The 13,473-nt window shown below is 64.1% G+C and carries 13 protein-coding genes; 4 read left to right on the forward strand and 9 right to left on the reverse strand.

All coding sequences use genetic code 11. The annotated features are described in order from the left end of the window. Nucleotides 1–8: 8 nt before the first annotated feature. The 7 genes from cysT to cysG form a co-directional block, all read right to left on the reverse strand. The gene (cysT, locus tag IVA92_RS03720; RefSeq protein WP_346015508.1) at nt 9–845 is read right to left on the reverse strand and encodes a sulfate ABC transporter permease subunit CysT; all 837 of its coding nucleotides are present in this window, start codon (nt 843–845) and stop codon (nt 9–11) included. Between the two features lie 38 nt (nt 846–883). Continuing rightward, nucleotides 884–1,873: a sulfate ABC transporter substrate-binding protein gene (locus IVA92_RS03725; RefSeq protein WP_247277800.1), complete on the reverse strand. Its 990-nt coding sequence runs from the start codon at nt 1,871–1,873 to the stop codon at nt 884–886. 124 nt (nt 1,874–1,997) lie between these two features. Next, nucleotides 1,998–2,723: a phosphoadenylyl-sulfate reductase gene (locus IVA92_RS03730; RefSeq protein WP_247277801.1), complete on the reverse strand. Its 726-nt coding sequence runs from the start codon at nt 2,721–2,723 to the stop codon at nt 1,998–2,000. Then, nucleotides 2,720–3,235 carry a DUF934 domain-containing protein gene (locus IVA92_RS03735; protein ID WP_247277802.1) on the reverse strand — a complete coding sequence of 172 codons (516 nt, stop codon included), beginning with the start codon at nt 3,233–3,235 and terminating at the stop codon, nt 2,720–2,722. The genes IVA92_RS03730 and IVA92_RS03735 overlap by 4 nt, the downstream gene beginning before the upstream one ends. Then, nucleotides 3,222–4,877: a nitrite/sulfite reductase gene (locus tag IVA92_RS03740; RefSeq protein WP_247277803.1), complete on the reverse strand. Its 1,656-nt coding sequence runs from the start codon at nt 4,875–4,877 to the stop codon at nt 3,222–3,224. The genes IVA92_RS03735 and IVA92_RS03740 overlap by 14 nt, the downstream gene beginning before the upstream one ends. Nucleotides 4,878–4,888: 11 nt before the next feature. Continuing rightward, on the reverse strand, nt 4,889–5,206 hold the full coding sequence (locus IVA92_RS03745; protein ID WP_247277804.1) for a DUF2849 domain-containing protein: 318 nt from the start codon (nt 5,204–5,206) through the stop codon (nt 4,889–4,891). Next, entirely contained in the window at nt 5,203–6,639 is a 1,437-nt protein-coding gene (gene cysG, locus IVA92_RS03750; protein ID WP_247277805.1) for a siroheme synthase CysG, read from the reverse strand. The genes IVA92_RS03745 and cysG overlap by 4 nt, the downstream gene beginning before the upstream one ends. Nucleotides 6,640–6,883: 244 nt before the next feature. Here cysG and cysD point away from each other — a divergent pair, with 244 nt between their 5' ends. The 4 genes from cysD (at nt 6,884) to IVA92_RS03770 (ending at nt 12,345) form a co-directional block, all read left to right on the forward strand. Continuing rightward, nucleotides 6,884–7,678: a sulfate adenylyltransferase subunit CysD gene (cysD, locus tag IVA92_RS03755; protein WP_247277935.1), complete on the forward strand. Its 795-nt coding sequence runs from the start codon at nt 6,884–6,886 to the stop codon at nt 7,676–7,678. Nucleotides 7,679–7,700: 22 nt separating this feature from the next. Then, entirely contained in the window at nt 7,701–9,617 is a 1,917-nt protein-coding gene (gene cysC / locus IVA92_RS03760) for an adenylyl-sulfate kinase (protein ID WP_247277806.1), read from the forward strand. Between the two features lie 267 nt (nt 9,618–9,884). Continuing rightward, nucleotides 9,885–12,050, forward strand: a complete 2,166-nt coding sequence (locus IVA92_RS03765) for a malate synthase G (protein WP_247277807.1) — start codon at nt 9,885–9,887, stop codon at nt 12,048–12,050. Nucleotides 12,051–12,144: 94 nt separating this feature from the next. After that, nucleotides 12,145–12,345, forward strand: coding sequence for a CsbD family protein (locus tag IVA92_RS03770; RefSeq protein ID WP_247277808.1), 201 nt, complete (start codon nt 12,145–12,147; stop codon nt 12,343–12,345). A gap of 62 nt (nt 12,346–12,407) precedes the next feature. On the opposite strand, the gene IVA92_RS03775 is transcribed toward IVA92_RS03770, so the two are convergent. Together IVA92_RS03775 and IVA92_RS03780 are read right to left on the reverse strand one after the other, a co-directional pair. Beyond that, nucleotides 12,408–12,563, reverse strand: coding sequence for a Thivi_2564 family membrane protein (locus IVA92_RS03775; protein ID WP_008546817.1), 156 nt, complete (start codon nt 12,561–12,563; stop codon nt 12,408–12,410). Nucleotides 12,564–12,810: 247 nt separating this feature from the next. After that, the gene (locus tag IVA92_RS03780; RefSeq protein WP_247277809.1) at nt 12,811–13,461 is read right to left on the reverse strand and encodes a DUF2865 domain-containing protein; all 651 of its coding nucleotides are present in this window, start codon (nt 13,459–13,461) and stop codon (nt 12,811–12,813) included. Nucleotides 13,462–13,473 lie beyond the last annotated feature (12 nt).

The raw sequence follows: 13,473 nt of genomic DNA on the forward strand, positions 1-13,473 counted from the left end.
GTCGGCCCTTAGCGCTCCGGAATCCGGCTCTGTGCCCAGCGCTGGAGCCGGTTCACAGCGAAGATGATGACGAAGGAGACGACGAGCATGACCACCGCGATCGCAGTCGCATCCGCGTAGCGGAATTCGGAGAGCCGGATCACGATCAAGAGCGGCGCGATCTCGGAGATGTTAGGCAGATTGCCGGCGATGAAGATCACCGAGCCGTATTCGCCCACCGCACGCGCGAAGGCGAGCGCAAGGCCCGTGAGCAGCGCCGGTGCGAGTGACGGCAGGATCACGCGGATGATGGTTTGCCAGCGGCTGGCGCCCAGACTGCCCGCGGCCTCCTCGATCTCGGGGTCGAGATCCTGGAGCACCGGCTGCACCGTGCGCACCACGAAGGGAATGCCGATGAAGATCATGGCGACGAAGATGCCGACCGGCGTGAATGCGACCTTGATGCCGAGCGCCGCGAGCGGGCCACCGAGCCAGCCCTTCTCGGCGAACAGCGCGGTCAACGCGACGCCGGCGACCGCAGTCGGCAGCGCGAAGGGCACGTCGACAATGGCATCGAACAGCCGCCGGCCGGGAAAGCGGTAGCGCACCAGCGCCCAGACGATGATGCTGCCCATGACGAGATTGACGCAGGCGGCCGCAAAGGCGAGGCCGAAGGAGACGCGGAGCGCGTTCAGCGTGCGGCGACTGGAAAGGATATTCCAGAACTGTTCCGGGCTCAGCTCGAGCGACCTCAGGAACAGACCGGCGAGCGGAATCAGGATGATGACGGACAGCCAGGAAAGCGTCAGCCCCATGGTGAGACCGAAGCCCGGCAATGTCCGGCGTCTTGCTGCGAGTGCGCTCACCAGGCCCCCTGCTAAAAGCCTCCTAAGACGGCGCTCGATCAGTTCTTGTAGATCTGATCAAAGACGCCGCCGTCGGCAAAATGTTCCCGCTGCGCCTTGGTCCAGCCGCCAAAGACGTCGTCGATCGTGAACAGCTCGACCTTGGCGAAGGCACTTTCGTACTTCTTGGCGACCTCGGCATCGCGCGGACGGTAGAAATTGCGCGCGGCGATCTCCTGCCCCTCTTTGGTATACCAATACTGGAGATAGGCGTCGGCGGCGTTGCGCGTGCCTTTTTTATCGGCAACTTTGTCGACGATGGTGACCGGCGGCTCGGCGAGGATCGATTGCGGCGGCGCCACGATCTCGAACTTGTTCGCGCCGAACTCCTTCAGCGCGAGAAACGCCTCGTTCTCCCAGGCGAGCAGCACGTCGCCGACGCCACGCTCGACGAACGTGACGGTGGCGCCGCGTGCGCCGGTATCGAGCACCGGCACCTGCTGATAGAGCTTTCCGATGAAGTCCTTGGCCTTGTCGGCCGAGCCGAACTTTTTCTGCGCAAAGCCCCACGCTGCGAGGTAATTCCAGCGCGCGCCCCCTGATGTTTTCGGGTTCGGCGTGATCACGGCGACGCCCGGTTTGATCAAATCGTCCCAGTCCTTGATGCCCTTGGGATTGCCCTTGCGCACCAGGAAGACGATGGTCGAGGTGTAGGGTGATGAATTTTGCGGCAGCCGTTTCTGCCAATCGGCTGTGGTGAGGCCTTTGGCAGCGATCGCGTCGATGTCATAGGCGAGCGCGAGCGTCACCACATCGGCCTGCAATCCGTCGATCACCGCGCGCGCCTGCGAACCGCTGCCGCCATGCGACTGCTTGATCTCGACGCTCCTGCCGGTTTCCTTCTGATAGGTGGCCGCAAACGCCTTGTTGAACTCGACATAGAGCTCACGCGTCGGATCGTATGACACGTTCAGCAGATTGATGTCAGCGGCGAGAGCCGAGCTTGCCCAGAGGAGTCCTGCAGCGAGCGGAACGATACGGCGCATCATGTCCATCTCCATTCACTTCGGCGACGTCGATGTCAGCGAAGGCGTGCAGGCATAACTCGGGTCGAAACGCTCTTAAGTCAACGGAACCGGATTTTCTTGTTCGTGGCGTGGCAGCGTAACCGTGCTACGAAGTCTTCATCGTGTGAATGCCGCATTCTGTCTTGGCCCGGCCGCGCCAGCGGCCGGCGCGTACATCCTCGCCCTCGGCCGTTCTGCTGGTGCAAGGCATACACCCGACCGACAGGAAACCGGAGGCGACGAGAGGGTGACGCGGCAATTTGGCGCGGACGAACATGGCCTCGAGTTCCTCGCGCGAGACATTGGCAAAGGGATTGAACTTCAATCGGGCGCCATCGTTCTCGACGACCGGAATGTCGGCCCTGGCATTGCCCTGGAAACGCTTGCGGCCGTTGAGCCAGGCATCGAACGGCTTCAGCGCACGCGCCAGCGGCTCGACTTTACGGATGCGGCAGCACGCGTCGGGATCGGAGAACCAGAGGTCGCGGTCGGGATCCTCGCGCAACAGCGTCTCCTCGGCGGGCTGGACCGAACGGACGTCCTTCAGGCCCAGCGTCGCGATCAAGGTGTCGCGATAGGCGAGCGTCTCCTCGAACAACCAGCCGGTGTCGAGAAAGATCACCGGGATCGCCGGATCGACGTCCGCCATCACTTTCAGCAGCGTCGCCGATTCCGTACCGAAGGACGATACCAGGGCGAGCTTGTTGCGTCCGACCGCCTTCAGCGCCGCAGCGATGACCTCTGCGGGCGAGGCATCGCGCAAGCTCCGATCGAGCTCGTCCGCCGGGGGCAGCGCAGAGATGGATGAAACCTGAGGCGCGATCGCGTTCACGTGCCGACACCTTCGGAATGGCGCAACTGCATGCGCCGGTGCAGGGCCGTGATGCGGCCGTCGCCGGTCGGCTGGTAGAACACCGAATAGCGCTTGGCGGTCTGCATGAACGCTTCCGCGTCGGCCTGCTTCTTGACCTCGAAGGCATCGAAGCCGGCGCGCAGCATGAACACGAACTGATCGCGCAGCACCTGGCCGGTGGCGCGCAATTCGCCGCGGTAATTGTAGCGCTCGCGCAGCAACCGGGCCTGGCTGTAGGCGCGTCCGTCACGGAAAGTCGGAAACACCAGCGCGACCGTGGCGACCTTGCTGAGATAGGGCACGAGTTCGGCGACGTCGCGATTGTTCGGCCAGATCACGCCGACCTTGCCGGCGCGCTTGAGCAAGCCTTCCGCTTCACCGAGAAAACGTTCGGCCGGCACCAGAATGTCGCCGCTCTCGGGCAGCGGGGTATCGACGGCGAGCTTGGCGAAGCCGTCGTCGACGATCTTTCCGCCGTTAACGAGTGGCATAGACGCGCTCCTTGAAGGGTTCGACGCCGAGGCGTCTCACCGTGTCCATGAACAGCTCTTCGGGCCGTTCGCGCAGCGCCAGATAAGCTTCCACGATGTCCTCGACGACGTCGGCGACCTCGTCGAACTTCACGCCGGGGCCGATCAGGGTGCCGAGCGCTGCGTTCTCGTCGGCGCGGCCGCCGATGGTGATCTGGTAGACCTCCTCTCCATTCTTCTCGACGCCGAGAATGCCGATGTGGCCGACATGGTGATGGCCGCAGGCATTGATGCAGCCGGAGATGTTGATGTGGAGACGGCCGATCAGGTTGGCGAGCTCGTGATTGGCAAACCGGCGCGTCAGCTCCTGCGCGATCGGGATCGAGCGCGCATTCGCCAGCGAGCAATAGTCGAGGCCCGGGCAGGCGATGATGTCGGTGATCAGATTGACGTTGGGCGTCGCAAGCCCGAGCTTGTCGAGCGCCTTCCAGAGCGCCGGCAGGTCGCGCTTGGCAACGTGCGGCAGCGCAAGGTTCTGCTCGTGGCCGACACGGATCTCGCCGAAGGAATATTTGTCGACGAGGTCGGCCAGCGCGTCCATCTGCTCGGCGGTGGCATCACCCGGAGGCCCACCGGTCGGCTTCAGCGAGATCGTGACGATGGAGTAACCCTGCACCTTGTGCGGGGCCACCGAATTCTTGCGCCACGCCTCGAAATCCGGATCGGCCGCGGCCTGGCGCAGCTCGTCAGGCATGTGCGGCAGCTTCTCGTAAGCCGGGTAGGTGAAGCGCGAGCGGATGTCCTCGATCACCTCGTCGTCGATCTGGAGCGAGGGGTTGCGGATGTGCTGCCACTCGTCCTCGACCTCGCGAGAGAACTTTTCGATGCCGAGCTCGTGCACCAGGATCTTGATGCGCGCCTTGTAGATGTTGTCGCGGCGGCCGTACTGGTTGTAGACGCGTAGGATCGCCTCGATGTAGCTGAGGATGTCGCGGCCATGCACGAAGTGCTTGATGGTCTTGGCGATGAACGGCGTGCGGCCGAGGCCACCGCCGACCAGAACCTCGAAGCCGGTCTCGCCCTTCTCGTTCTTGATCAGCCTCAGGCCGATGTCGTGAATCTTGATCGCGGCGCGGTCGTGGTCGGACGCGGTGATCGCGATCTTGAACTTGCGCGGCAGGAACGAGAATTCCGGATGCAGCGTGGTGTGCTGGCGGATCAGCTCCGACCAGATACGGGGATCCTCGATCTCACCGGGCGCGACGCCGGCCCACTGGTCCGAGGTGACGTTGCGCATGTTGTTGCCGGAAGTCTGCATCGCATGGATGCCGACCTTGGCGAGGTCAGCCAGCGCATCCGGCAGCTCGGCGAGCTTGATCCAGTTGAACTGGATGTTCTGCCGCGTGGTGAAATGGCCGTAGCCGCGATCGTATTTGCGCGCGACATGGGCGAGTGCCCGCAGCTGGTTCGTCGCCAGCGTGCCGTAGGGAATCGCGACCCGGAACATGTAGGCGTGCAGTTGCAGGTAGACGCCGTTCTGGAGCCGCAGGATCTTGAACTCGTCCTCAGTGAGCTCGCCGGACAGGCGGCGCTTCACCTGGTCGCGGAACTCCGAGACGCGCTCATTGACGAGCGTGCGATCGATTTCGTCGTAAGCATACATAAGAGAGCGCCTTAAACCTGGGCGGGCTGTCCGATGGTGACGCCGGAGCGGCGGATCTGTTCGCGCAGATTGCCGGGCTGGACCTTGCCGTCCGCACCGACCTGCACGGGCGCGATATAGGGACCGATCGCGCCGACGTCATCGGCAACGGACTCCGCAAGCAACGCCTTCGCCTCGTCGGAGTTGCGTACGATCGCGGCTTCCGAGAGGTCCGCGGACCAGCTCTTGGCGGCGGTGCGGTAAACCACGATGCCATCCCAGGTGCGGTTGGCGGTCACGACCGAGGGGCCAGCGATTTTGATCTTCTTCTGTTCAAGCGGGGAGGTCATTCGGCTGCATCCAGGAGGTCAGAGATGATTTGCTTTGGGGTTTTCTTGGGAGTTTGGCGGCCAAGCGAGCCGGCATGCCGGACCACCTCGCCGATGATGAGAATGGCAGGACCGCCATTGGTCCGCCGCACGAGCTCGGGCAGATCGCGCAGCGTGCCGATCACGCCTTGCGCATCGGGGCGCGTGACGCGGGCGAACACGCCGACCGGAGTTTCCGGCGAACGGCCGGCGGCGAAGAGGCCGGCGCGTATGGCGGGCGCGGCGGTCGCGCCCATGTAGACCACAACAGTCATCTTGGCGTCGGTCAGCGTCGACCAGTCCACGACTTCCGCGTCGCGCGCCTTGTGCGCGGTGAGAAAGGTGATGCGGGTTGCTTCATGACGGTAGGTGAGCGGCACCTCGAAATCGGCGGCACCGCCGAGACCTGCGGTGATACCGGGAATGATCGAATAGGCGACGCCGGCGGCGCGCAGGGCTTCGATCTCTTCGCCGCCACGGCCGAACACGAAGGGATCGCCGCCCTTCAGTCGCACCACGCGCTGACCGGATTGCGCGGCCTCGATCATGCGCTTGTTGATGGCGTCCTGGCCGATGCCGGGCTTGCCGACACGGCGGCCGACGGCAACACGCGTGGTATCGCGGCGGATGCGGTCGAGAACTTCAGGCGAGACCAGCTCGTCGTGGAAGACGATGTCGGCGTCCTGCAGCGCGCGCAGCGCCTTGATGGTGAGAAGATCGGGATCGCCGGGGCCTGCCCCGACCAGCGCGACCGAGCCTTCCGGCTTGTCGGCACGCGCGAAGGCGGCGGGATCGGCGATAGCCTTTAGCGCAGCGTCCGCCTCGGCCTTGCGGCCGGCGAGCACGGCGGCGCCGATCGGCCCGTCAATGACACGCTCCCAGAAGCGGCGGCGCAGCGGAAATTCAGCGATGCGCTCGTTGATGGATTTGCGGAAGCCGCCGATGAATTCGGCGAGCTCGCCGATGCGGGCGGGCAGCAGCGCCTCGATCTTCTCGCGCAGGCGCCGCGCCACCACCGGCGAGGTACCGCCGGTGCCAACCGCGACCACGACATCCCCGCGATCGACGATCGCGGGGAAAATGAAGCTGGAATGTTCGAGATCGTCCATCACGTTGACAGGCAAACCCAGCGCCTTGGCGCGAACCGACATCGCCACACCAACATCACCCGCGCCTGCGCAGACGATCGCGATGATGCCTGAGAGATCGGCAGTAAGCGGATCGCCGGACATGATTTCGACACGCGCTGCCTCCTCGGAGCTGAGGCTCAGATCACGATCGCCGTCGATCGCATGCACGCGGATGCGCGCGCCGGCAGCGGCGAGCACGCGCAGCTTGGCGCGCAAAAGCTCGCCCGCGCCGATGAGGACCACCGGACCGGCCTTGAGATCGAGAAACACCGGCAAGAACCGCATGCGATACTCGCTTCCCCACAAACGGGGTTGACTGGAATTATTTTCTATATATGTCTCGTTTCGAGCGCGCAAAGAGAAATTTTTTTCTTCTCTTCGGCAGTGCGACTATAGAATTTTCGCCTCCAAACGCAAAGTGGCAGAGATGCATCTTCTCAAGGACGATTCCGCTGCTGATCGACTGAGCAATCCGGCGCTGGCCGAGCGCGTGCGCGCGCAAGAATTTTCTGCCGAGCTTGCCCCAAGCATGGATCATCTCGACCAACTCGAGGCGCAGAGCGTCTACATCTTCCGCGAGGCCTTCGCCCGTCTGAAGAAGATCGCCCTGCTGTGGTCGCTCGGCAAGGATTCCAATGTCATGATCTGGCTGGCGCGGAAAGCGTTCTTCGGCAAAATGCCGTTCCCCGCCCTTCATGTCGACACCGGCAAGAAGTTTCCCGAGATGTATCGCTTCCGCGATCACTACGGGAAGGAGTGGGATCTCGATTTGCGCGTCGAGCCCTGCCCGCCGATCGACGCCGTCGACCCGACGCTGCCGCCGGCCGCACGCTCCGCCGCGCGCAAGACCGAAGGCCTCAAGATGGCGCTCGCAAAGTACGGCTTTGACGGCCTGATCGCCGGCATTCGCCGCGACGAGGAGGCGACGCGCGCCAAGGAGCGCGTGTTCTCGCCGCGCGGATTGGAAGGCAATTGGGACGTGCGCGACCAGCCACCGGAGTTCTGGGATCATTTCAATGCCTCGCCGCCGCAAGGCGCGCATTTGCGCATCCACCCGATCCTGCATTGGACCGAGGCCGACATCTGGGCCTACACCAAGCGCGAGAACATCCCGATCATCCCGCTGTATCTCGCCAAGGACGGCAAGCGCTATCGCTCGCTGGGCGATCAGGACATCACCAATCCGGTCGCTTCGACCGCCTCGAGTATCGACGAGATCCTGATCGAGCTCGAACAGACCAAGGTGCCGGAGCGCGCGGGACGCGCGCTCGACCACGAGACCGAGGACGCTTTCGAGCGCCTGCGCGTCGCCGGCTATCTCTGATTCCCAAGGACGCGAGCGTCGCATGAACATGATCGTCACCACGGCTTCGCCGGCCACTCCGAACGGCACCACGCGTCCGCAAGTGCGCATCGTCATCGTCGGCCATGTCGACCACGGCAAGTCGACGCTGGTCGGCCGCCTCCTGCACGAGACCGGCAGCCTGCCCGAGGGCAAGCTCGAAATGCTGAAAGCCGTCAGCGCGCGGCGCGGCATGCCGTTTGAATGGTCGTTTCTGCTCGATGCGCTCCAGACCGAGCGCGATCAGGGCATCACCATCGACACCACGCAGATCCGCTTCCGCACCAATTCGCGCGATATCGTGCTGATCGACGCACCCGGCCACGCCGAATTCCTGCGCAACATGATTACCGGCGCCTCGCAGGCCGACGGCGCGGTGCTGATCATCGACGCGCTCGAAGGCGTGCGCGACCAGACCCGGCGCCACGGCTATCTGCTGCATCTCTTGGGCGTGAAGCAGGTCGCGATCGTCGTCAACAAGATGGACCGCGTCGACTTCTCCGCCGAGCGCTTCAAGGACATCAGCGACGAGATCTCGGCACATCTGAGCGGCCTCGGCGTGACGCCGACGGCGGTGATCCCGATTTCCGCCCGCGACGGCGACGGCGTTGCGATGCGCACCGACCGGATCGGCTGGTACAAGGGCCCGACGGTGGTCGAGGCGCTCGACGGGCTTGAACCGGCGCGGCCGCTGGAAGCGCTGGCGCTGCGCCTGCCGGTGCAGGCGATCTACAAGTTCGATGACCGCCGCATCGTCGCGGGCCGGATCGAATCCGGCACCCTCATTGCGGGCGACGAGATCGTGATCATGCCGGCCGGCAAGATCGCAAAGATCAAGACTGTCGAGAGTTGGCCGGTGACGCCGGTCGCGGGCCGGCAGGGCGCCGGCCGCTCGGTCGGCATCACGCTCGACCGCGAATTGTTCCTCGAGCGCGGCGACATCATCGCGCATGCAGGCAGCGCACCGCGCGAGACGCGGCGGCTGCGCGCGCGCATCTTCTGGCTGCACGACAAGCCGCTCGCCAAGGGCGACCAGCTCCTGGTCCGCTGCGGGCCGAAGGAAAGCCGCGCCACCGTGGTCGCGATCGAAAAGGCGGTCGATCCCGGCGAATTGTCGAGTGTCGAGAACAAGGCGATCGGCCGCAACCACGTCGGCGAGATCGACATTTCGCTTTCGAATCCGATCGCAACGGATCCCTCTACCGAGAATCCGCGCACCGGCCGGCTCGTGATCGAGGTTTCCGGGCGCATCGCCGGCGGCGGCCTAGTGCTGTCGGTCGACGCCGGCCAGCGCGCCATGCCGGTCGACATCGTGCCGGTGGAATCGGCGCTGCGCTCGGACGAGCGCTCCGCGCGCTACCGCCACAACGGCGCCGTGGTCTGGCTCACCGGCCTGCCCGCCTCCGGCAAATCGACCCTGGCGAAAGCGCTGGAGCGGCGCCTGTTCAGCAATGGCGGCTCGCCGGTCCTGCTCGACGGCGACACGCTGCGCGCCGGGCTCAACAGCGATCTCGGCTTCTCCGCCGCTGATCGCAGCGAGAACATCCGCCGCCTTGCGGAAGTCGCCACCCACCTCGCCCGCAACGGCCATATCGCAATCGTCGCGGCGATCTCACCGGCGCGCGAGGATCGCGCCACCGCGCGCCGGATCGCCGACACCGCGTTCCGCGAGATCCATGTCGCAACGCCGGCTGAAGTGTGCGAGGAGCGCGACCCCAAGGGTCACTACAAGAAGGCCCGCGCCGGCACGCTGGCCTCGTTCACCGGCATTGGCAACGACTACGAGGCGCCGCAGGGGGCCGAGCTTGTGATCGATACATCGACGCGGACGGTCGCCGAAGCGGCAGATGCGATCGAAGAGATGCTGAAGACCACCGGCGTGCTGTTCGACGAAGTCGTGGACCTCGCCGCGAATATTTGAATGCTGTCGTCGCCCGGCTCGACCGGGCGACCCAGCCTTCCAGAGACAGCGCTGGATACGGAGAAGCCGCGGCGTTCCCCGCTTTCGCGGGGAATGACAGCGGTGCGCTGAGCCCAACTCACCTTGACATTTGACAAAGGCCCGGGGGTCTTCTCACGGCCTTGATTTTGGGGCTAATAGGCCCCCGAAAGCTGCCCCTATGGGCGCATTTTGCTGCTGACGGGTGAAAAGCAGCCAAAAACAGCCATTTCCAACAGAAAGCCCATCATGAAACGCGTCGATGCCCACGGATTGAAGATCGCTCCCGTCCTGTTCGATTTCATCGCCAAGGAAGCGGCCCCGAAAACAGGGATCGCGCCGGATGCGTTCTGGGCCGGGCTTGCCGGCATCATCAAGGAGCTGGGGCCGAAAAACCGGTCGTTGCTCGCGTTCCGCGACACGTTGCAGGCCAAGATCGACGACTGGCACCGGGCCAACAAGGGCAAGGCGTTCGACCTCAATGCCTATACCGCCTTCCTGAAGGAGATCGGCTATCTCGTTCCAGAGCCGGCGACGCAGAAGGTCGAGACCGCCAATGTCGACGAGGAGATCGGCAAGATCTGCGGTCCGCAGCTCGTCGTGCCGCTCACCAATGCGCGCTATGCGCTGAACGCTGCGAATGCGCGCTGGGGCTCGCTCTATGATGCCTTCTATGGCACCGACGCGATTCCGCATGATCCGTCCGAGAGCGGCAAAGGCTACAACAAGGCGCGCGGCGACAAGGTGATCGCCAAGGCCAAGGCGTTCCTCGATACCGCCGTGCCGCTCGCGACCGGCAGCCACACCGACGTCACGGCCTATAGCGTCGTCGCGGGCCAGCTCGCGGTGAAACTGAAGAGCGGCAACGCCACCGCGCTGAAGAACGCGGCGCAGTTCGCAGGCTTCCAGGGCGATGCGGCCGCACCGTCCGCCGTGCTGCTCGTCAACAACGGCCTGCACGTCGAGGTCAAGATCGACCGCAGCAGCGCGATCGGGAAAGACGATCCGGCCGGCGTCGCCGACATGATCATGGAGGCCGCGGTCTCCACCATCCTCGACATGGAGGACTCCGTCGCCGCGGTCGACGCCGAGGACAAGGTGCTGGTCTACCGCAACACGCTCGGCCTGATGAACGGCACGCTGTCGGCCGATTTCGAGAAGGGCGGCAAGACGCTGACGCGCTCGCTCAACGCGGACCGCAGCTACAGGACGCCCGATGGCAAGGGCGAGCTCAAGCTGCACGGCCGCAGCCTGCTCCTGATGCGCAATTGCGGTCACCACATGTTCACCGACGCGGTGCTGGACGAGAAGGGCGAGGAGATTCCGGAGGGCCTGCTCGATGCCGCCGTATCGGGCCTGCTCGCCATTCACGACCTCAAGGGCAATTCCAAGGTCAGGAACAGCCGCACCGGCTCGGCCTATATCGTCAAGCCGAAGATGCACGGCCCCGACGAGGTGTCGCTGACCTGCGAGATTTTCGACCGTGTCGAGAAGATGCTGGGCCTGCCCGAGAACACGCTCAAGGTCGGCATCATGGACGAGGAGCGGCGCACCACCGTCAACCTCAAGGCCTGCATCCAGCGCGCGTCCAAGCGCATCATGTTCATCAACACCGGCTTCCTCGATCGTACCGGCGACGAGATCCACACCTCCATGGAAGCGGGCCCGATGATCCGCAAGAACGAGATGAAGGCGCAGGCCTGGATCAAGGCTTATGAGGACTGGAACGTCGACATGGGCCTGATCGACGGCCTGCCCGGACATGCCCAGATCGGCAAGGGCATGTGGGCCGCGCCCGACAAGATGGCGGACATGCTGGCGCAGAAGCTTAGCCACCCGCAGGCCGGGGCCACCACCGCCTGGGTGCCCTCGCCGACGGCGGCGACGCTGCACGCGCTGCACTATCACCAAGTCAACGTCATCGCGCGCCAAGAGGAACTGGCCAAGGGCGGCCCGCGCGCAAAACTGTCGGACATCCTCACCATCCCGGTGTCGAAGTCGAACTGGGCGCCTGACGACGTCAAGCAGGAGATCGACAACAATTGCCAAGGTATTTTGGGCTATGTGGTGCGCTGGATCGACCAGGGCGTCGGCTGCTCGAAGGTGCCCGACATCCACGATGTCGGCCTGATGGAAGACCGCGCCACTTTACGCATTTCCAGCCAGCATCTCGCCAATTGGCTGCACCAGGGCGTCATCACCGAAGCGCAGGTGATGGAATCCTTGAAGCGCATGGCCGTCGTCGTCGACAAGCAGAACGCAGGCGATCCGATCTACAAGCCGATGGCGCCCGCCTTCGACGGCGTCGCCTTCAAGGCAGCCTGCGACCTCATCTTCAAGGGCCGCGAGCAGCCGAACGGTTACACCGAGTACATCCTCACCGCGCGCCGCCGCGAGGCGAAGGCAGCGGGTTAAATAGCTCGGTTCGAAGGGCGAAACCGTCCCGGCGCGCAGCGGAACGGCTGCGCGCTGCTTGCGTTGTAGGGCCATCAACGCGATGGAGATGGTCATGGACTGGAATCGCATCGAAGGAAACTGGAAGCAGTTCAAGGGATCGGCCAAGGAGAAATGGGGCAAGCTCACTGACGACGACCTCAGCTCGATCGAGGGACGCCGCGAGCAGCTCGAGGGCCGGCTCCAGGAACGCTATGGCAAGGCCAAGGACCAAGTTCGTCAGGACGTCGACGACTGGCTCAAGTCGCTGCATTGAGGCAGCACGAAAGAAGCCCCGGCCCAAGCCGGGGCTTTTTTGTTGGAATATTCGGAGGCCCGCTAAAACACCGCAAGATATTTCAAGAGCGACACGATACCGATGATGATGACGATCACGCGCGCGATCTGTTTGGCGCGACCGTCCATCGGAAGCATGTTGATGAGATAAAGGACGAGAATAACGACGAGAAAGGTGACGAGTACGCCGACCAGCATCGTGAGGACCCCCCTTCAGGCAAATTTCCAATGAGGACTTAACGCCAGTCTCTCGCTCTGGTTCCATTGCCGCAACCCACTGCAAATTCTAAGGGATTACGTAGCTCTACAATCGGGTCGCGGCCCGAGGTTTCACCTTTCGCTCTCAGATATCTGTGCGCTCGCGCCGAGCGACGTGCGATTGCCGATGCCACCGCTCGACGGCGGAGATTGAGGCGCCAGCGGCGCCGCTCACTCAACGGCTCCCCTACTCCTTCGCCACCACCGGCACCTGACGGAATCTGGCGCGCACCGATTCCGGCAGTGGCGAGAAATTCATCGCGACGCCGCGGCGGTCGTTGGCATTGCGGTTGGCAACCACGAGACCGTTGGCCCCGGCGACGATGTCGCCCTTGCGCAAGGTGGGATCATCCTCGATCTTGACCTGGGCGAGGCCAGCCGGATCCTTGCCGTTGCAAGTGCAGCCCACGACGATCTCGTTGCGGTAACGGAAGGCGTTCGGCAGATCGGAATAGGACTTTCCGTTCTCCGTCGTGGCCTCGTCGATATTGCTGCCGTAGACCAGCGAGGTTTCGGACGCCGGGCAGAAGCTCTTGCAGGACTTCGCCTTGCTTTCGGCATCCGTTCCTTGCGCCGGAAAATAGCGGCCGTCGCATCCGCGCACGCAATAGGCGGTGCCGCCGCCATAGGCGGCTCGCTGGCGCGGCACGTCGTATCGCGGCATGTCATCGTTCGGGAACGGCGTCCGGATCTGCGGAGGCCGCGCGCCGAACGCACCGAACAACGCCGAGAAAAAGTCCTCCGCATGCGCCGGCGGCGTCAGTGCGAGGCCGAGAGAGATGATTGTGAACACGGCCGCCGCACCGCCAGTCAGCTTGCCAATCGAGCATTTACACATCTGACCTCGCTC

This window comes from Bradyrhizobium sp. 154, from assembly GCF_023073875.1.
Classification (GTDB): domain Bacteria; phylum Pseudomonadota; class Alphaproteobacteria; order Rhizobiales; family Xanthobacteraceae; genus Bradyrhizobium.